Origin of the sequence: Burkholderia sp. Ed8 (assembly GCF_040761425.1) — a bacterium.
Classification (GTDB): domain Bacteria; phylum Pseudomonadota; class Gammaproteobacteria; order Burkholderiales; family Burkholderiaceae; genus Burkholderia; species Burkholderia seminalis.
The window spans coordinates 2,766,089-2,784,133 of the sequence record NZ_CP142885.1 but is presented as its reverse complement, the minus strand read 5'-3'; the positions used below and the strand labels follow the sequence as shown (position 1 = coordinate 2,784,133).

Below are 18,045 nucleotides of genomic sequence, written 5' to 3'. Positions count from 1 at the left end.
TAGAGCCGATCCACGGCACCCGGCGAGGTGTCGGAAATCTGTCAGCGTCGCCAGCGCCGAATCGAAAGCCGCACGCCGCATCGGGGCAACCCGGTTTCGCCCCGAATCCGCGTCAAACACCCGCCCACCAAGCCTTGGGCAAAACATAGTGGTTTCCACTCATAGTCGCAAACAGTCAAGAACAGGTCGCCGGCGGTCTTCTCGCGGCGAATATGGCTCGTTACTTTTACTCCCACGATGCAGGCCGGCGCCACTCCGCGCACCGGCTGCCGCGAGACCAACCGGGAGAACCGAACCATGAAGTCGACGAAGATCGCCGCGCTTGCCGCGGCCGTGCTGGCGACCGGCGCGTTCACGAACGCGGCGCTGGCCGAGACCGAGGCCGCGACCTGCCGCACCGTGCGTTTCGCGGATATCGGCTGGACCGACATCACGTCGACCACGGCGCTCGCGTCGACCGTGTTCGAGGCGCTCGGCTACAAGCCGACCACGACGATCGCGTCGGTGCCGATCTCGTTCGCGGGCCTCAAGAGCAAGCAGCTCGACGTGTCGCTCGGCTACTGGTGGCCGGTGCAGCAGAAGCAGCTCCAGCCGTTCCTCGACAGCAAGTCGATCAACGTCGTCGAGCCGCCGAACCTGTCCGGCGCGAAGGCGACGCTCGCGGTGCCGAGCTACGAATACCAGGCCGGCCTGAAGACCTTCGAGGACATCGCGAAGCACCGCGCGGAACTCGACGGCAAGATCTACGGGATCGAGCCGGGCAGCAGCGCGAACGCGACGATCCAGAAGATGATCGACACGAACCAGTACGGGCTCGGCGGCTTCAAGCTCGTCGAATCGAGCGAGGCCGGGATGCTGGTGACGGTCGAGCGCGCGATCCGCGAGAAGAAGTGGGTCGTGTTCCTCGGCTGGGAGCCGCACCCGATGAACATCCAGCTCAGCATGAACTACCTGTCCGGCGGCGACGCGGCGTTCGGGCCGAACTACGGCGAAGCGCGCGTGTACACGCTGACGGCGCCCGACTTCATCGCACGCTGCCCGAACGCGGGCAAGCTCGTGACGAACCTGCGCTTCTCGACGCAGCTCGAGAACCAGCTGATGCAGTCGGTGATGAACAAGACGAAGCCGGCCGAGGCCGCGAAGGCCTACCTGAAGAAGAATCCGCAGGTGCTCGATCCGTGGCTCGCGGGCGTCAAGACGTTCGACGGCAAGGACGGCCTGCCCGCCGTGAAGGCGTATCTCGGCCTGTGACGGCCGGCGCCCGCGCCACCCCCGCAATGCGACACAACTTGAATCAAGCGAGGCACCCAGCATGAACCATGAAGTCATCATCACCTGCGCCGTCACCGGCGCGGGCGATACGGTCGGCAAGCATCCGGCGATTCCGGTCACGCCGAAGGAGATCGCGGCAGCCGCGATCGAAGCCGCGAAGGCCGGTGCGACGGTCGCGCACTGCCACGTGCGCGATCCGCAGACGGGCCGCGGCAGCCGCGACCCGAACCTGTACCGCGAAGTGGTGGACCGCATCCGCTCGGCCGACGTCGACGTGATCATCAACCTGACGGCCGGCATGGGCGGCGATCTCGAGATCGGCCCCGGCGAAGACCCGATGCGCTTCGGCAAGGGCACCGACCTGGTCGGCGGCCTCACGCGCCTCGCGCACGTCGAGGAACTGCTGCCCGAGATCTGCACGCTCGATTGCGGCACGCTGAATTTCGGCGACGGCGACTACATCTACGTGTCGACGCCCGCGCAGTTGCGCGCCGGCGCGAAGCGCATCCAGGCACTCGGCGTGAAGCCGGAACTGGAGATCTTCGACACGGGCCATCTGTGGTTCGCGAAGCAGTTGCTGAAGGAAGGGCTGCTCGACGATCCGCCGCTGTTCCAGCTCTGCCTCGGCATTCCGTGGGGTGCGCCGGCCGATACGGGCACGATGAAGGCGATGGTCGACAACCTGCCGCCGGGTGCGCATTGGGCCGGTTTCGGGATCGGCCGCATGCAGATGCCGATGGTCGCGCAGGCGATGCTGCTCGGCGGTCACGTGCGCGTCGGCCTCGAAGACAACATCTGGCTCGACCGCGGCGTGCATGCGACCAACGGCACGCTGGTCGAGCGCGCCCGCGAGATCGTCGAACGGCTCGGCGGCCGCGTGCTGACGCCGGCCGAGGGCCGCCGCAAGCTCGGCCTGCCGGCGCGCGGCGAGCGTCTGCTCGAACGTCGTGCGATCGCCGAATTCGCTTGAGTTTTCTTGCAAACCGACTGACACGGCGGCGCGCACCCAAGCGCGGCTGCCCACCGATTTCCCCTGATTTGAAGGATGCGTTGACATGGCTGTGAAGACCGACATCAAGACGTTCGCCGCCATCGGCACCGGCGTGATCGGCAGTGGCTGGATTTCCCGCGCGCTCGCGCACGGTCTCGACGTGGTCGTGTGGGACCCGGCGCCGGGCGCGGAGGAGCGGTTGCGCGCGAACGTCGCGAACGCGTGGCCCGCGCTCGAACGCGTCGGCCTCGCGCCGGGCGCCGATCCCGCGCGGCTGCGTTTCGTCCCGACGATCGAGGCATGCGTCGCCGACGCCGATTTCATCCAGGAAAGCGCGCCCGAGCGCGAGGCGCTGAAGCTCGAGCTGCACGAGCAGATCAGCCGCGCGGCGAAGCCCGACGCGATCATCGCGTCGTCGACGTCGGGGCTGCTGCCCACCGATTTCTACGCGCGGGCGGCGCATCCGGAACGCTGCGTGGTCGGCCACCCGTTCAATCCCGTCTATCTGCTGCCGCTCGTCGAGGTGCTCGGCGGCGCGCGCACGTCGCTGGAAGCCGTCGAGGGCGCGATGGAGGTCTACCGCAAGCTCGGCATGCGGCCGCTGCATGTGCGCAAGGAGGTGCCGGGCTTCATCGCCGATCGCCTGCTCGAGGCACTGTGGCGCGAGGCGCTGCACCTGGTCAACGAAGGCGTCGCGACGACCGGCGAGATCGACGATGCGATCCGCTTCGGCGCGGGCATCCGCTGGTCGTTCATGGGCACGTTCCTGACCTACACGCTGGCCGGCGGCGATGCGGGCATGCGACACTTCATGCAGCAGTTCGGCCCCGCGCTCGAACTGCCGTGGACGAAGCTGGTTGCGCCGACCCTGACCGACGCGCTGATCGACAGCGTCGTCGAAGGCACGACCGAACAGCAGGGCACGCGCAGCATCAAGGAACTCGAACGCTATCGCGACGAGTGCATCACCGAGGTGCTGAAAGCGATCGCCGCGGTGAAGGCGCGGCACGGCATGCGATTCGAGGACTAAAGGACAGGCGATGACGGGCGATACCCCGCTGACGATTTACCGCGACGTGGTGCGGCCCGAATGGGTCGACTACAACGGCCACCTGCGCGATGCGTTCTACCTGCTGATCTTCAGCTTCGCGACCGATGCATTGCTGGATCGCATCGGGCTCGACGACGCCGCGCGCCGCGAGCGGGGGCGCTCGGTCTACACGCTCGAAGCGCACGTGAACTACCTGCACGAGATCAAGGAAGGCACGCCGGTGCGCGTCGATGCGCGCGTGCTCGCGCACGACGCGAAGCGCCTGCACCTGTATCTCGAACTGTTCGCGCCAGGGCATGACGATCCGGTATCGGCGAGCGAGCAGATGCTGCTGCACGTCGACACGCGCGACGGTGCGAAATCGGCGCCGTTCGACGACGACGTGGCCGCGCGCGTGGCCGACTTGCATGCGTTGCAGCGCGATTGCGCGGCGCCTGCGTATGCGGGCCGCGTGATCGGCTTGCCGCCGCGCCGCTAGCGGCGACTTGCGTCCTTCAACGTTCGATCGCGGAGCGCGCACGATGCTCGAACCGGAAATCGCGGCGTTCGTCGCAGCCGTCGACGCGTGGTATCCGGCCGATGCGGCGGCGCGCTCGCCCGACGAGCAGCGCCGCCTCTACGACCGCTTCGCGGCCGCGTGGACGCCGGCCGCGCTGCCGCCCGGCATCGTGCGGCAGGACGCCGTGTGGCGCGCGGCGGACGGGCGCGCGATCGCGCTGCGGCGCTACACGTCCGCGCGCGGCGCATCGCGCGGCACGGTGCTGTTTTTTCATGGCGGCGGCTTCGTCGTCGGCTCGCTCGACAGCCATGCGCTGATCACCGCGCAACTCGCGGCCGACACGGGGCTCGACGTGATCGCCGTCGACTATCGTCTGGCGCCCGAACACCGCGCGCCGGCCGCGCTCGAGGATTGCCTGGACGTCACGCGCGCCGCGTGCGATGCCCGCTGGCCGTTCGGCGCGTGCGCGCATCCGCTGACGCTCGCGGGCGACAGCGCGGGCGGGATGCTCGCGGCGGCCGTCGCCACCGCGCTGCGCGATGCGGGCGAACGCAACGTCGACGGCATCGCGCTCGTTTATCCGATGCTCGGCTTCGAACCGCAATCGCCCGCGCGCGAGATCGAAGCGCGGGCGCCGATGCTGACGCTCGACGACGTGCATCGCTATCGCGCGCTGTACTGGGATGGGAACGTGTCCGACGTGCTGCGGGGCGGCGACCCGCTGTTGCGCGCGTCGGTGCCGCTCGAAGCGGCGCGTTTCGACGGCTTGCCGCCGGTGCTCGCGATCGGCGCGGAACACGATCCGCTGCGCGACGACGCGCGCGTGTACGTCGAACGGATTCGCGCGGCCGGCGGGGTCGCGCGCGACTGGATGGGACAGGGGCTGGTGCACGGCTGCTGGCGCGCGCTCGGGACGAGCCCGCAGGCCGCGCGCATGCACCGGATGGTCGGCGGATTTTTGCTCGCACCACACGCGTAGCGGGCGTTTCCGGGAGGCAACGATGCAGGCAGCAGCGCAACACCGTATCGAGGACTGGCGGACGTTTTCGGCCGACGCGGCCATCGCGGCGGCGACGATCGGCGAGGGGGCGGTCGAGGTCGAATGGCGCGACGCGCGACGATCGCCGTTCCATTTCGACTGGCTGCGCGACAATTGCGCGTGTTCCGCATGCGTGCATGCGCTCACGCGTGAACAGGTGTTCGAGATTGCCGATGCGCGCGACGATCTGTCGGCGCTCGCCGTGCACGTCGAACCCGATGGTGCGCTGCATGTCGAGTGGAACGACGGGCATCGCAGCGCGTGGTCGCCGGGCTGGTTGCGGGCGCATGCATACGACGATGCGTCGCGCGCCGAGCGGCTGGCCGCGCACGAGCGGCACATCTGGGCCGGCGACGACGCGACGGCGATCGGCCTGTTCGCGTGGCGCGACGTGATGGAGGACGACGGTGCGCTGCTCGCGTGGCTCGCCGCGCTGCGGCGCACGGGGCTGACGCTCGTCGAAGGCGTGCCGGCCGAGCGCGGCCGCGTGGACGAGATCGCGCGTCGCGTCGGCCTGATCCGCGAAAGCAATTTCGGCGTGCTGTTCGACGTCGAATCGAAACCGCGCCCGGACAGCAATGCGTACACGTCGCTGAACCTGCCGCCGCATACCGACCTGCCGACACGCGAACTGCAGCCGGGCGTGCAGTTCCTGCATTGCCTGGCCAACGAAGCGACGGGCGGCGACAGCATCTTTCTCGACGGCTTCGCGCTCGCCGATGCGCTGCGGCGCGAGCATCCGGCCGATTTCGAACGACTGGCGTCGACGCCGTTCGAGTTCTGGAACAAGAGTGCGAACAGCGACTACCGCTGTTCGGCGCCGGTGATCGGGCTCGATGCGCGCGGCAACGTGACGGAGGTGCGCGTCGCGAACTTCCTGCGCGGGCCGCTCGATGCGCCGGCCGGCTCGGTCGCGGCCGTCTATCGCGCGTACCGGCGGTTCCTCGCGCTCGCGCGCGAGCCGCGCTTCCGCGTACACCGCCGGCTGCGGGCGGGCGACATGTGGGCGTTCGACAACCGGCGCGTGCTGCATGCGCGCACGGCGTTCGATCCGTCGACCGGCCGCCGGCACCTGCAGGGCTGCTACGTCGATCGGGACGAGTTGCTGTCGCGTTGGCGCGTACTGTCGCGCTCGGTGCCTGCCGTCGTTGCGGCGCGCTGATCGGCGCACGCGGTTTCTTTTCGCCTGCCCGCCGGGAAGGGAAAAAGCACCCGGACGCCAGGCGCCCGGGCGAAGCCACCCGCTGCCGGGCGGCGGAGGTATGCGTTTCACAAACAAGACGAGCCCCGCGAAGGGGCTCGTCCGGACTGCGTTGCTTCATCGCGCGACGCGCGGCGCCCGCCGGGGGCGCATCGGCTTACTGGCCGAAGAAGATCGAGTCGCGTGCGTTCGACGATGCGGCTGCCGGGGCGCCCGAGTGGACGAGCGGAGCCGGCTGGGCGCCGTAGCCGCTGGTGTCGGCACCATGAATACGCGCTTCGGCGCTCTGGATGTCGTTCGGGTAGTACGGGCTCGACACGCCCGGCTTGTAGCCGGCTTGTTCGAGCTGGACCAGTTCGCCACGCACCTGGGCGCGGGTCACGGTGCTTTGAGCGAATGCGCCGAACGAAGCGGACAGGGCGACAGCGGCGACGACTGCGGAAACGAGCGATTTCATGGTGACCTCCGGTGTTTTATTGAGTTCGCTCTCGACACCATGTCTTGAGCGATTGATCAAATCTTAGTCACCGGCGTGTTCAGGGTAAACGCTGATTTTGACGATAGATTGTTTCCGGCGCGGTAACAGTGGCGCGATGAATCAGTCTTTCAACAGGCTTTCTTTTCGGCTTGCGCAATAAGTATGAAGAATATGGCGGGTAGCGTCGTGCGGTTCAGCGCGCTTCGGCCGCCGTGTCGAGCGGCCGGCCGGGCACGCGTCCGGCGGGCGCGCCCGAACTGAGGAAGCGCACGCCCGTCGCGGCTTCCGACGCTTCCCACAGCAGCGCCGCCGAGGCGACGTCGCGCGCCGCGCGCGGCACGCTCGCGGGCGCCGGCAGCCCGCGCGACTCGAACCAGCCGGACGGCCCGATGTATGCGCCGCCCGCGAGATCGGGCGACGTGGCGGCATGGATCGCGGGCAGCGCGCCCTGGTCGGCCGGTTGCGCGAGATAACGGTTCGCCGCGCGCATCAGCGCGGCGCGCGCGGGCGAACGGTCCATCGCGGGGCCCGCGAACTGCAGGTTGGTCGCCGCATAGCCGGGGTGCGCGGCCACGCTGATTCCCGCGAACGCCGCGCGCTCGAAACGGCGCTGCAGCTCGATCGCGAACACGAGGTTCGCGAGCTTGCTGTCGCAATAGGCGAGATAACGGTTGTAACGATGCTCGGCACGCAGGTCGTCGACGCGAATCCGGCCGCCGCGGTTGAAGCCGCTCGACATCGTCACGACGCGCGCCCGTCGCGCGGCGCGCAACGCGGGCAACAGATGGCCGGTCAGCGCGAAATGGCCGAGGTGGTTGGTGCCGAACTGCATTTCGAAGCCGTCGTGCGTATGTCGCAGCGGCAGGAACATCACGCCGGCGTTGTTGCAGAGGATGTCGACGCGGCCGTGGCGTTCGGAGACGTCGCCCGCGAAGCGGGCGATCGAGGCGAGATCGGCAAGGTCGAGCGGATCGACCTCGACGCGGGCGTCGGGATGGAGCCGGCGGATCGCGTCGGCCGCCCGGGCGGCGCGCGCGGCGTCGCGGCAGCCCATCACGACCGTCGCGCCTTTCGCGGCCAGCGTTTCCGCGAGCTGCCAGCCGAGACCGCTGTTGGCACCGGTCACGACCGCGACCTTGCCGCCCTGCGCCGGGACGTGGCGCGCGCTCCATGCATGCATGTCTGTCTCCATCGGCACGGCCGACCGGCCGCGGCACGTAATCGTTACATTGCGTGGTGTAACGATAGTGCGGGCGGGCGTGACAGACAAGCGGGGGAATTAGACCGGCGCTTCTAGGGCGGGCGCAGTGCGTGGCGCGGCCAGCCCCGGCGCGCGGCCGGCAGGTTTTACCTGCTTCCGGCCAGCGCGAGCACCTCGGCGGCGGAGATCATCGCGGCCGCATTCGCGGGTGCCGGGCGTTCGGCCGGGCGGAACACTTCGTCGCCGCGATGGATGACCTGGCGCGACAGCGCGCAGGTGCCGGTGCGTTGCGCGAAGCGGCGGCGCCAGCGCTGTTCACCGTAGTGACAGCGGCCGGGCTCGACCCAGCGGACGACGAGCAGCGTATCGGAACGTTCGAGGATTTCGACGTGGACGTCGGCGGGATCGAGCACAGGCAGGGATTTGGAGGCCTTCATTTTGCCGTTTCCTAAAGCTCGTGCGGTTTCGGCCTTGGCAGTGGATGTCACTACCCGATGGCGAATCCGTAGCGGTTTCCATGAGTGGTGCGCTAAATGTAAGCGTCTGTGACCGGAAAAAACATCCTGTCTGGCTCAAATTACCTTTTGCCGATTTAGAAACAATCCACGCTTATTTTCGTGGAAACCACAGACAAAAACGCCCCGGACGGGAAGTCCGGGGCGGAAAATCGGCCCGCGCACCGTGTCTGCTCGCCCAGTCACGGTGTCCATCGCCGGGGGACGGAGTGCCCGCAGGGATCGAAGGCGGGCGGAGAGGCGATGGGTGAAAAGCGCGGTCCGGCAACGCCATGATGGCGTGCTGATCCCGTTGAGACCCTGACGCGAACATGACTTTTTTGTCAGTTTGGCGAAGTGGCTGCGCGGGACGAGCCCGAAGATTCGGCTGAGAGGCCTGTCAGCATTGGGTTTGTACGATTTACGGAAGGGATTTTTAGGACTTGTCCTTCGCCGGATTTTTCTTCGTCCGCCCGATTTCTCCGCCCGGGTAAATACTGAATCCCGATTTCGTGACAAACGCGCTATTGCTTTCTATGATTGGTTGGACCTTTAGTCCTTTGTGCCAATCGGCCGACGGGTGGCCGGCTTTTTCGGGAGACGTGCTCATGAGATTGCAGGGCAAACGCGCGCTGGTGACGGCGGCCGGGCAGGGCATTGGCCGCGCGACCGCGCTGCGGTTCGCGAGCGAGGGCGCCGACGTGCTGGCGACCGACATCAACGAAGCCGCGCTCGTGCGGCTCGAGGCCGACGCCGAACGCGCGGGCGCCCGGCTGGCCACGCGGCGGCTCGACGTCACCGATGCGAACGACGTCGCGGCGCTAGCCGCGGGCGAACGCGCGTTCGACGTGCTGTTCAACTGCGCGGGCTACGTGCACCACGGCTCGATCCTCGACTGCGACGACGACGCGTGGGCGTTCTCGATGAACCTGAACGTCACGTCGATGTACCGGCTGATTCGCGCGCTGCTGCCCGCGATGCTTGAAGCCGGCGGCGCGTCGATCATCAACATGGCCTCGGCCGCGTCGAGCGTGAAGGGCGTGCCGAACCGCTTCGTCTACGGCACGTCCAAGGCGGCCGTGATCGGGCTGACCAAGGCGGTCGCCGCCGATTTCGTCGAGCGCGGCATCCGCTGCAACGCGATCTGCCCGGGCACGATCGAATCGCCGTCGCTGGAGCAGCGCATCGCGGACCAGGCGCGCACGCGCCACGTGTCGACCGACGAGGTGCGCCAGGCATTCGTCGCGCGCCAGCCGATCGGCCGCATCGGCCGTGCCGACGAAGTGGCCGCGCTCGCGCTGTACCTCGCGTCCGACGAAGCGTCGTTCACGACCGGCGCGATCCACCTGATCGACGGCGGCTGGTCAAACTGACCGCGCCTTCCCATTCACTTTCCGTTTCCGTTCCGACGACGCTATGAAACTGCTCAGATTTGGCGACAAACACCATGAAAAACCGGGCCTGCTCGATGCGCAGGGCCACCTTCGCGACCTGTCCGGCGTGATCGACGACATCGCCGGCGATGCGCTGACCCCCGCGTCGCTCGCGCGGCTGCGCGACATTCCGCCGTCGTCGCTGCCGCGCGTCGAGGGCGCGCCGCGGATCGGCGCGTGCGTCGGCCGCGTCGGCAAGTTCATCTGCATCGGGCTCAACTATTCGGACCACGCGGCCGAGTCGGGCATGGAGGTGCCGAAGGAGCCCGTCGTGTTCGGCAAGTGGACGAGCGCGATCTCGGGCCCGAACGATGACGTCGAGATCCCGCGCGGCTCGCGGAAGACCGACTGGGAAGTCGAGCTCGGCGTGGTGATCGGCCAGGGCGGCCGCTACATCGACGAAGCCGATGCGCTGTCGCACGTGGCCGGCTACTGCGTCGTGAACGACGTGTCGGAACGCGAATACCAGCTCGAACGCGGCGGCACGTGGGACAAGGGCAAGGGCAACGACACGTTCGGCCCGCTTGGGCCGTGGCTCGTGACGGCCGACGAAGTGCCCGATCCGCACGCGCTGCGGCTGTGGCTCGACGTCGACGGCCACCGCTACCAGAACGGTACGACCGCGACGATGGTGTTCCGCGTGCCGCACCTGATCAGCTACCTGAGCCGCTTCATGAGCCTGCAGCCGGGCGACGTGATCTCGACCGGCACGCCGCCGGGCGTCGGCCTCGGGCAGAAGCCGCCCGTCTATCTGCGCGCCGGACAGGTGATCACGCTCGGCATCGACGGGCTCGGCGAGCAGCGCCAGCGCACCGTGCAGGCCTGATCTCCTTTTACGGACGGTTCGTCATGCCTATCATTCGATCGATGCGCGTCCTCGACGTGCGCTTCCCGACCTCGCGCCAGCTCGACGGTTCCGATGCGATGAATCCGGACCCCGATTATTCGGCGGCCTACGTCGTCCTCGAAACCGATCGCGACGGGCTCGAGGGGCACGGGCTCACGTTCACCATCGGGCGCGGCAACGAAATCTGCTGCGCGGCGATCGACGCGATGCGTCACCTCGTCGTCGGCCTCGACCTCGACTGGATTCGCGAAGACATGGGCCGCTTCTGGCGTCACGTGACGTCGGACAGCCAGTTGCGCTGGATCGGCCCCGACAAGGGCGCGATCCACCTCGCGACCGGCGCCGTCGTCAATGCGGTGTGGGATCTGTGGGCGAAGGCCGTCGGCAAGCCGCTGTGGCGGCTCGTCGCCGACATGAGCCCCGAGGAACTGGTACGCACGATCGACTTCCGCTACCTGACCGACTGCCTGACGCCGGATGAAGCGCTCGAACTGCTGCGCCGGCAGGCGCCCGGCAAGGCCGCGCGGATCGCGGCGCTCGAGCGCGATGGCTACCCGTGCTACACGACGTCGGCCGGCTGGCTCGGCTACAGCGACGACAAGCTGCGCCGGCTGTGCCGCGAGGCGGTGGACGCCGGTTTCGACCATGTGAAGCTGAAGGTCGGCGCGAACCTCGAGGACGACATCCGCCGCGTGACGATCGCGCGCGAAGTGATCGGACCCGATCGCAAGCTGATGATCGACGCGAACCAGGTGTGGGAAGTCGACGAGGCGATCGACTGGGTGCGCGAGCTCGCGTTCGCGCGGCCGTGGTTCATCGAGGAGCCGACCAGCCCCGACGACGTCGAAGGGCATCGCAAGATCCGCAAGGCGATCGCGCCCGTGCAGGTCGCGACCGGCGAGATGTGCCAGAACCGCGTGCTGTTCAAGCAGTTCATCGCGCGCGGCGCGATCGACGTCGTGCAGATCGACGCGTGCCGTCTCGGCGGCGTGAACGAGATTCTCGCGGTGATGCTGATGGCCGCGAAGTACGGGCTGCCCGTATGCCCGCATGCGGGCGGCGTCGGGCTGTGCGAGTACGTGCAGCACCTGTCGATGATCGACTACGTGTGCATTTCCGGCACGAAGGAGGGGCGCGTGACCGAGTACGTCGATCACCTGCACGAGCATTTCGTCGAGCCGTGCATCGTGCGCGGCGCGGCGTACCTGCCGCCGACGGCACCCGGCTTCTCGATCGAGATGAAGCCCGAATCGCTGGAGCAGTACCGGTTCCGCGGCTGACACGCATCGAGCGTGCCGACAACATGAACGACGGAGACGCGAAGTGGATCTGAATCTGCAGGACAAGGTCGTGATCGTGACCGGCGGTGCGTCGGGCATCGGCGCCGCGATCTCGATGCGGCTGGCCGGCGAAGGCGCGATACCGGTGGTGTTCGCGCGGCACGCGCCCGACGACGCGTTCTGGCGCGCGCTCACGCGCGAGCAGCCGAACGCCGCGTGCGTGTCGGTCGAATTGCAGGACGATGCGCAGTGCCGCGACGCGGTCGCGCGGACCGTCGCGCGTTTCGGCCGGCTCGACGGGCTCGTCAACAATGCCGGCGTCAACGACAGCGTCGGGCTCGATGCGGGGCGCGACGCGTTCGTCGCGTCGCTCGAACGCAATCTGGTCCACTACTACGTGATGGCGCATTACTGCGTGCCGCACCTGAAGGCGGCGCGCGGCGCGATCGTCAACATCTCGTCGAAGACGGCCGTGACCGGGCAGGGCAACACGAGCGGCTACTGCGCGTCGAAGGGCGCGCAGCTCGCGCTGACGCGCGAATGGGCCGTCGCGTTGCGCGACGACGGCGTGCGCGTGAACGCGGTGATCCCGGCCGAGGTGATGACGCCGCTGTACCGGAAATGGATCGACGGCTTCGACGATCCGGAGCCGAAGCTCGCGGCGATCGCGGGCAAGGTGCCGCTCGGCCGGCGCTTCACGACGGCCGACGAGATCGCCGACACGACGGTGTTCCTGCTGTCGGAGCGCGCGTCGCACACGACGGGCCAGTGGCTGTTCGTCGACGGCGGCTATACGCATCTCGACCGTGCGATCAGCTGAGGGCCGCGAGCGATGCAACCCGACCTCCACCCGAACCTCGCGCCGCCGCTGATTGCATTGACCGGCATCGGCAAGCGCTTCCCGGGCGTGCAGGCGCTCGATGATTGCCGCTTCGACCTGCGCGCGGGCGAAGTGCATGCGCTGATGGGCGAGAACGGCGCCGGCAAGTCGACGCTGATGAAGATCCTCGCGGGCGTGTACCCGCGCGACGACGGCGAGATCCGGATGGACGGCCATCCGGTCGAGATCGCCGATCCGCGCGCCGCGCAGGCGCTCGGGATCGGCATCATTCATCAGGAACTGAACCTGATGAATCACCTGAGCGTCGCGCAGAACATCTTCATCGGCCGCGAGCCGCGCGGCCGTCTCGGCGTGTTCGTCGACGAAGACAAGCTGAATCGCGATGCCGCCGCGATCTTCCGGCGGATGCGGCTCGATCTCGATCCGCGCACGCCGGTCGGCCGGCTGACGGTCGCGAAGCAGCAGATGGTCGAGATCGCGAAGGCGCTGTCGTTCGATTCGCGCGTGCTGATCATGGACGAGCCGACCGCCGCGCTGAACAACGCGGAGATCGGCGAGTTGTTCCGCATCATCCGCGACCTGCGGGCGAACGGCGTCGGCATCGTCTACATCTCGCACAAGATGGACGAACTGCGCCAGATCGCCGATCGCGTGACCGTGATGCGCGACGGCAAGTACGTCGCGACCGTGCCGATGGCCGGCACGTCGATGGAGACGATCATTTCGATGATGGTCGGACGCCAGCTCGAAACGGAAACCCGCACGCCGCCCGATACGTCGTCGAACGACGTGGCGCTCGAGGTGCGCGGGCTGTCGCGCGGGCGTGCGATCCGCGAGGTCGGCTTCACGCTGCGGCGCGGCGAGATCCTCGGCTTCGCGGGGCTGATGGGCGCGGGCCGCACCGAGGTCGCGCGCGCGGTGTTCGGCGCGGACCCGATCGATGCCGGTGAAATTCGCGTGCACGGCCGCACCGTGACGATCCGCACGCCGGCCGACGCGGTGAGGCACGGGATCGGCTACCTGTCCGAGGATCGCAAGCACTTCGGGCTCGCGGTCGGCATGGACGTGCAGAACAACGTCGCGCTGGCGAGCATGCGCCGCTTCTTGCATCGCGGTGCGTTCCTGGATGCGCGCAAGATGCGCGACACCGCGCAGTCGTACGTGCGGCGGCTCGCGATCCGCACGCCGTCGGTCACGCAGCCCGCGCGGCTGCTGTCGGGCGGCAACCAGCAGAAGATCGTGATCGCGAAATGGCTGCTGCGCGACTGCGACATCCTGTTCTTCGACGAGCCGACGCGCGGCATCGACGTCGGCGCGAAAAGCGAGATCTACAAGCTGCTCGACGCGCTCGCCGCCGACGGCAAGGCGATCGTGATGATCTCGTCGGAACTGCCCGAGGTGCTGCGCATCGAGCCACCGGATTCTCGTGATGTGCGAAGGGCGCGTGACCGGCGAATTGCGTGCGGCCGACGCCACGCAGGAGAAGATCATGCAGCTCGCGACGCAGCGCGAGTCGACCGTATTGTCCTGATTCAGACGCTTACCATGTCCAACGATACGCATCCTGTCCCGCCCCTCGCTTCCGGCGACACGCCGGCCGCCGCGCCCGGTTTTCGCGCGCGCTTCTTCAACCCCGCCGCGCGCCAGAAACTGCTCGCGTTCGCGAGCCTCGTGCTGCTGATCGTGTTCTTCAGCTTCGGTTCGCCGAACTTTCTCGAAGTCGACAACCTCGTGTCGATCCTGCAGGCCACCGCGGTCAATGGCGTGCTTGCCGTCGCCTGCACGTACGTGATCATCACGTCGGGCATCGACCTGTCGGTCGGCACGCTGATGACGTTCTGCGCGGTGATGGCCGGCGTCGTGCTGACGAAATGGGAGATGCCGCTGCCGTTCGGCATCCTGGCCGCGTTGTGCTTCGGCGCGTTGTCGGGCTGCGTGTCGGGCTTCGTGATCGCGAAGATGAAGGTGCCGCCGTTCATCGCGACGCTCGGCATGATGATGCTGCTCAAGGGCCTGTCGCTCGTGATCTCGGGCACGCGGCCGATCTACTTCAACGACACGCCGGGCTTCACGTCGATCGCGCAGGACTCGCTGATCGGCAACCTGATCCCCGCGCTGCCGATTCCGAATGCGGTGCTGATCCTGTTTCTCGTCGCGATCGGCGCGTCGATCGTGCTGAACCGGACGATCTTCGGCCGCTACACGTTCGCGCTCGGCAGCAACGAGGAAGCGCTGCGGCTGTCCGGCGTGAACGTCGATGCGTGGAAGATCGCCGTCTACACGTTCAGCGGCGCGGTGTGCGGGATCGCCGGCCTGCTGATCGCGTCGCGGCTGAACTCCGCGCAGCCGGCGCTCGGGCAGGGTTACGAGCTCGATGCGATCGCGGCCGTCGTGATCGGCGGCACGTCGCTGTCGGGCGGCGCGGGCAGCATCGTCGGCACCATCATCGGCGCGTTCATCATGAGCGTGCTGACCAACGGCCTGCGCATCATGTCGGTCGCGCAGGAGTGGCAGACGGTCGTGACCGGCGTGATCATCATCCTCGCCGTGTACGTCGACATCCTGCGCCGGCGCCGCCGCTGACGCACGCCTGCACGCAGGCATCCGCTTCACCGCCGGCCCGGCCGGCATCCAGAAGAATCCAACCAAGGAGACGCGAAGTGATCAGGAGCAAGGTGTTGAACGCGATCGTCGGGCTGACGTTCGCCGTCGGCGTCACGGCCGGCGCGCAGGCGCAGGAAGCCTATATCCCGCTGATCTCGAAAGGCTTCCAGCATCAGTTCTGGCAGGCCGTGAAGTCGGGCGCCGTGCAGGCCGCGAAGGACTACAAGGTGAAGGTGACGTTCGAGGGGCCGGAAACCGAGGCGATGGTCGACAAGCAGATCGACATGCTGTCGGCCGCGATCGCGAAGAAGCCGGCCGCGCTCGGCTTCGCGGCGCTCGACAGCAAGGCCGCGCTGCCGCTGCTGAAGAAGGCGCAGGCCGAGAAGATCCCGGTGATCGCGTTCGACTCGGGCGTCGACAGCGACATCCCGGTGACGACCGCCGCGACCAACAACAAGGCGGCCGCCGCGCTCGCCGCCGACAAGCTCGCCGCGCTGATCGGCGACGAAGGCGAGGTGGCCGTGGTCGCGCACGACCAGACGAGCCGTACCGGCATCGACCGCCGCGACGGTTTTCTCGAGCGGATGAAGGCGGCGCACCCGAAGGTGCAGGTCGTGACCGTGCAGTACGGCGAAGGCGACCAGCTGAAGTCGACCGAGGTGACGAAGTCGATCCTGCAGGCGTATCCGAAGCTCAAGGGGCTGTTCGGCACCAACGAAGGCTCGGCGATCGGCGTGGTCAACGGCGTGCGCGAGATGAAGCGCAAGGTCGTGATCGTCGGCTACGATTCCGGCAAGCAGCAGAAGGACGCGATCCGCAGCGGGCTGATGGCCGGCGCGATCACGCAGAACCCGATCGGGATCGGCTACAAGACCGTCGAGGCGGCCGTGAAGGCGATCAAGGGCGAGAAGCTGCCGAAGGTCATCGACACCGGTTTCTACTGGTACGACAAGACCAATATCGACGATCCGAAGATCGCGGCGGTGTTGTACGACTGAGCGTTGCGCGCGAGCGGCGGCGATGACGCGCGCCGCCGCGACAGCGGCGACTGAACACGAGGGCACCATGGGCGCAGTGCGCATCGATTCCCATCAGCATTTCTGGCGTTATCGCGCGGCCGACTATCCGTGGATCGGCCCCGGGATGGGCGTGCTCGCGCGCGACTACCTGCCCGACGTGCTGTGGCCGCAGATGCATGCGCAGGCGCTCGGCGCGTCGATCGCGGTGCAGGCGCGCGCCGGGCGCGACGAGACGGCGTTCCTGCTCGATCTCGCGCGCGACGACGCCCGCATCGCGGCGGTGGTCGGCTGGGAGGATCTCGGCGCGCCCGGGCTGGCCGAGCGGGTCGCCGCGTGGGGCAGCGCGAAGCTGCGCGGCTTTCGTCATCAGGTGCAGGACGAAGCCGACGTGGCCGCATTCGTCGCCGATCCCGGTTTCAATCGGGGCATCGCGTGGCTGCAGGCGAATGGTTACGTGTACGACGTGCTCGTGTTCGAGCGCCAGTTGCCGGACGTGCGCGCGTTCTGCGCGACGCACGATGCGCACTGGCTCGTGCTCGATCATGCCGGCAAGCCGGCGCTCACCGAGTTCGAGCGCGACGACACGGCGCTCGCACGCTGGCGCGCGTCGCTGCGCGAGCTGGGCGCGTTGCCGCACGTGGCATGCAAGCTGTCGGGGCTCGTGACCGAGGCGGACTGGCGGCGCGGCCTGCGCGCGCGGGACATCCGGCACATCGAGCAGTGCCTCGACGCGGCGCTCGACGCGTTCGGGCCGCAGCGGCTGATGTTCGGGTCGGACTGGCCCGTGTGCCTGCTGGCGGCCTCGTATGACGAAGTGGCGTCGCTCGTCGAACGCTGGGCCGAATCGCGGCTGTCGGCGGCCGAGCGCAACGCGCTGTGGGGCGGCACGGCCGCGCGTTGTTACGCGGTGCCGGGCGATGTGAGGCGCGGCATATAAAATAGGCGCGAACGGTCTGTGCGATTCGTCAGACCGTCCGGAACGAAACCGATTACCAGCGTCAACGTATGTCCATCCAGCCGATTCAGAACCGCCGCCTCTACCAGCAGATCGCCGACAAGCTCAGCGCGATGATCGAGTCCGGCGATTTTCCGCCGGGCAGCTATCTGCCGCCCGAGCGCGAACTGGCCGAGCAGTTCGGCGTGTCGCGCACGTCGGTGCGCGAGGCGCTGATCGCGCTCGAAGTGAGCGGGCTCGTCAGCGTGCGCGTCGGCGACGGCGTGAAGGTGCGTCATCCCGAAGCGGCCGCGGCGCCGGAGCCCGCGCCCGAACCCGTATCCCGTGCGACGGTCGCGCCGTTTTCGATCGTCGAGATCGATCCCGAACTCGGCATCGCGCTCGACCTCGATACCGAGATCCCGCCGTTCGCGCTGTTGCAGGCGCGCCGGCTGATCGAACCGGAAGCGGCGTCGCTCGCGGCAAAGCACGGCTCGGACGCGCAGATCGAAGGGATTCACGAAGCGTTCCTGCGCAACCAGGAAGACAACCGCAGCGGCTCGCTCACGCACCCGGGCGACCGGCTGTTCCATATCCGCATCGCGGAAGCGAGCGACAACGCCGCGTATGCGCTGATGATCAAGCAGCTGCTCGCGCACAAGTACGACCTGATGTTCCAGCGGCTGCAGTCGCTGTACATGCCGAACGACATGCCGCACCGCTCGGAGCTGGAACACCGCGCGATCCTCGACGCGATCCGTGCGCGCGATCCCGACGCCGCGCGCCGCGCGATGGCCGAGCACCTCGACGAAGTCATCCGGATCTTCGGCCGCGCGCTCGACTGAGCGCGCGGTGACGGAT

The 18,045-nt window shown here is 68.0% G+C and carries 17 protein-coding genes and 1 pseudogene; 15 read left to right on the top strand and 3 right to left on the bottom strand.

What is annotated here, in order from left to right; genetic code table 11:
- Positions 1-297 precede the first annotated feature (297 nt).
- From VXM69_RS12680 to VXM69_RS12655, 6 genes are all read left to right on the top strand, one after another.
- Positions 298-1,251 carry a choline ABC transporter substrate-binding protein gene (locus VXM69_RS12680; protein ID WP_034186118.1) on the top strand — a complete coding sequence of 318 codons (954 nt, stop codon included), beginning with the start codon at positions 298-300 and terminating at the stop codon, positions 1,249-1,251.
- Between the two features lie 61 nt (positions 1,252-1,312).
- On the top strand, positions 1,313-2,242 hold the full coding sequence (locus VXM69_RS12675) for a 3-keto-5-aminohexanoate cleavage protein (RefSeq protein WP_034186119.1): 930 nt from the start codon (positions 1,313-1,315) through the stop codon (positions 2,240-2,242).
- 85 nt (positions 2,243-2,327) lie between these two features.
- On the top strand, positions 2,328-3,293 hold the full coding sequence (locus VXM69_RS12670; protein ID WP_367188698.1) for an L-carnitine dehydrogenase: 966 nt from the start codon (positions 2,328-2,330) through the stop codon (positions 3,291-3,293).
- A 10-nt stretch (positions 3,294-3,303) separates the two neighbouring features.
- On the top strand, positions 3,304-3,792 hold the full coding sequence (locus tag VXM69_RS12665; RefSeq protein ID WP_034186121.1) for a thioesterase family protein: 489 nt from the start codon (positions 3,304-3,306) through the stop codon (positions 3,790-3,792).
- A gap of 43 nt (positions 3,793-3,835) precedes the next feature.
- The gene (locus VXM69_RS12660; protein WP_343727907.1) at positions 3,836-4,792 is read left to right on the top strand and encodes an alpha/beta hydrolase; all 957 of its coding nucleotides are present in this window, start codon (positions 3,836-3,838) and stop codon (positions 4,790-4,792) included.
- A 22-nt stretch (positions 4,793-4,814) separates the two neighbouring features.
- Positions 4,815-6,014 carry a TauD/TfdA family dioxygenase gene (locus VXM69_RS12655; RefSeq protein WP_034186123.1) on the top strand — a complete coding sequence of 400 codons (1,200 nt, stop codon included), beginning with the start codon at positions 4,815-4,817 and terminating at the stop codon, positions 6,012-6,014.
- Positions 6,015-6,210: 196 nt separating this feature from the next.
- Here the strand turns inward: VXM69_RS12655 and VXM69_RS12650 are convergent, their stop codons facing one another.
- The 3 genes from VXM69_RS12650 to VXM69_RS12640 all read right to left on the bottom strand — a co-directional run bounded on the left by VXM69_RS12650 (position 6,211) and on the right by VXM69_RS12640 (position 8,169).
- On the bottom strand, positions 6,211-6,510 hold the full coding sequence (locus VXM69_RS12650; RefSeq protein WP_034186124.1) for a DUF4148 domain-containing protein: 300 nt from the start codon (positions 6,508-6,510) through the stop codon (positions 6,211-6,213).
- A 214-nt stretch (positions 6,511-6,724) separates the two neighbouring features.
- Positions 6,725-7,711 carry an oxidoreductase gene (locus VXM69_RS12645; protein WP_124607618.1) on the bottom strand — a complete coding sequence of 329 codons (987 nt, stop codon included), beginning with the start codon at positions 7,709-7,711 and terminating at the stop codon, positions 6,725-6,727.
- 167 nt (positions 7,712-7,878) lie between these two features.
- Positions 7,879-8,169 carry a DUF3331 domain-containing protein gene (locus VXM69_RS12640; protein ID WP_034186125.1) on the bottom strand — a complete coding sequence of 97 codons (291 nt, stop codon included), beginning with the start codon at positions 8,167-8,169 and terminating at the stop codon, positions 7,879-7,881.
- 665 nt (positions 8,170-8,834) lie between these two features.
- Between VXM69_RS12640 and VXM69_RS12635 the strand changes: the two genes are divergently transcribed.
- From VXM69_RS12635 to VXM69_RS12595, 9 genes and pseudogenes are all read left to right on the top strand, one after another.
- Positions 8,835-9,599 (top strand): SDR family oxidoreductase, encoded by a 765-nt coding sequence (locus VXM69_RS12635; protein WP_034186126.1) that lies wholly within the window; start codon positions 8,835-8,837, stop codon positions 9,597-9,599.
- Between the two features lie 43 nt (positions 9,600-9,642).
- Positions 9,643-10,485 carry an ureidoglycolate lyase gene (locus VXM69_RS12630; protein WP_034186127.1) on the top strand — a complete coding sequence of 281 codons (843 nt, stop codon included), beginning with the start codon at positions 9,643-9,645 and terminating at the stop codon, positions 10,483-10,485.
- Positions 10,486-10,508: 23 nt separating this feature from the next.
- On the top strand, positions 10,509-11,786 hold the full coding sequence (locus VXM69_RS12625; protein WP_049028840.1) for an L-fuconate dehydratase: 1,278 nt from the start codon (positions 10,509-10,511) through the stop codon (positions 11,784-11,786).
- A 43-nt stretch (positions 11,787-11,829) separates the two neighbouring features.
- Positions 11,830-12,606, top strand: coding sequence for an SDR family oxidoreductase (locus VXM69_RS12620; RefSeq protein ID WP_367188697.1), 777 nt, complete (start codon positions 11,830-11,832; stop codon positions 12,604-12,606).
- A gap of 12 nt (positions 12,607-12,618) precedes the next feature.
- A pseudogene (locus VXM69_RS12615) lies at positions 12,619-14,158 on the top strand (sugar ABC transporter ATP-binding protein).
- A 14-nt stretch (positions 14,159-14,172) separates the two neighbouring features.
- On the top strand, positions 14,173-15,210 hold the full coding sequence (locus VXM69_RS12610; RefSeq protein WP_367188696.1) for an ABC transporter permease: 1,038 nt from the start codon (positions 14,173-14,175) through the stop codon (positions 15,208-15,210).
- Between the two features lie 77 nt (positions 15,211-15,287).
- The gene (locus VXM69_RS12605) at positions 15,288-16,229 is read left to right on the top strand and encodes an ABC transporter substrate-binding protein (protein WP_049029304.1); all 942 of its coding nucleotides are present in this window, start codon (positions 15,288-15,290) and stop codon (positions 16,227-16,229) included.
- 67 nt (positions 16,230-16,296) lie between these two features.
- Positions 16,297-17,187: an amidohydrolase gene (locus VXM69_RS12600; protein WP_175026779.1), complete on the top strand. Its 891-nt coding sequence runs from the start codon at positions 16,297-16,299 to the stop codon at positions 17,185-17,187.
- 68 nt (positions 17,188-17,255) lie between these two features.
- Positions 17,256-18,029 carry a FadR/GntR family transcriptional regulator gene (locus VXM69_RS12595; protein WP_034186133.1) on the top strand — a complete coding sequence of 258 codons (774 nt, stop codon included), beginning with the start codon at positions 17,256-17,258 and terminating at the stop codon, positions 18,027-18,029.
- Positions 18,030-18,045 lie beyond the last annotated feature (16 nt).

What these genes read in the sequence shown, in the direction of transcription:
- VXM69_RS12680 (WP_034186118.1), top strand. Translation starts at nt 298, where the DNA reads ATGAAGTCGACGAAGATCGCCGCGCTTGCCGCGGCCGTGCTGGCGACC.
- VXM69_RS12675 (WP_034186119.1), top strand. Translation starts at nt 1,313, where the DNA reads ATGAACCATGAAGTCATCATCACCTGCGCCGTCACCGGCGCGGGCGAT.
- VXM69_RS12670 (WP_367188698.1), top strand. Translation starts at nt 2,328, where the DNA reads ATGGCTGTGAAGACCGACATCAAGACGTTCGCCGCCATCGGCACCGGC.
- VXM69_RS12665 (WP_034186121.1), top strand. Translation starts at nt 3,304, where the DNA reads ATGACGGGCGATACCCCGCTGACGATTTACCGCGACGTGGTGCGGCCC.
- VXM69_RS12660 (WP_343727907.1), top strand. Translation starts at nt 3,836, where the DNA reads ATGCTCGAACCGGAAATCGCGGCGTTCGTCGCAGCCGTCGACGCGTGG.
- VXM69_RS12655 (WP_034186123.1), top strand. Translation starts at nt 4,815, where the DNA reads ATGCAGGCAGCAGCGCAACACCGTATCGAGGACTGGCGGACGTTTTCG.
- VXM69_RS12650 (WP_034186124.1), bottom strand. Translation starts at nt 6,510, where the DNA reads ATGAAATCGCTCGTTTCCGCAGTCGTCGCCGCTGTCGCCCTGTCCGCT.
- VXM69_RS12645 (WP_124607618.1), bottom strand. Translation starts at nt 7,711, where the DNA reads ATGCATGCATGGAGCGCGCGCCACGTCCCGGCGCAGGGCGGCAAGGTC.
- VXM69_RS12640 (WP_034186125.1), bottom strand. Translation starts at nt 8,169, where the DNA reads ATGAAGGCCTCCAAATCCCTGCCTGTGCTCGATCCCGCCGACGTCCAC.
- VXM69_RS12635 (WP_034186126.1), top strand. Translation starts at nt 8,835, where the DNA reads ATGAGATTGCAGGGCAAACGCGCGCTGGTGACGGCGGCCGGGCAGGGC.
- VXM69_RS12630 (WP_034186127.1), top strand. Translation starts at nt 9,643, where the DNA reads ATGAAACTGCTCAGATTTGGCGACAAACACCATGAAAAACCGGGCCTG.
- VXM69_RS12625 (WP_049028840.1), top strand. Translation starts at nt 10,509, where the DNA reads ATGCCTATCATTCGATCGATGCGCGTCCTCGACGTGCGCTTCCCGACC.
- VXM69_RS12610 (WP_367188696.1), top strand. Translation starts at nt 14,173, where the DNA reads ATGTCCAACGATACGCATCCTGTCCCGCCCCTCGCTTCCGGCGACACG.
- VXM69_RS12600 (WP_175026779.1), top strand. Translation starts at nt 16,297, where the DNA reads ATGGGCGCAGTGCGCATCGATTCCCATCAGCATTTCTGGCGTTATCGC.
- VXM69_RS12595 (WP_034186133.1), top strand. Translation starts at nt 17,256, where the DNA reads ATGTCCATCCAGCCGATTCAGAACCGCCGCCTCTACCAGCAGATCGCC.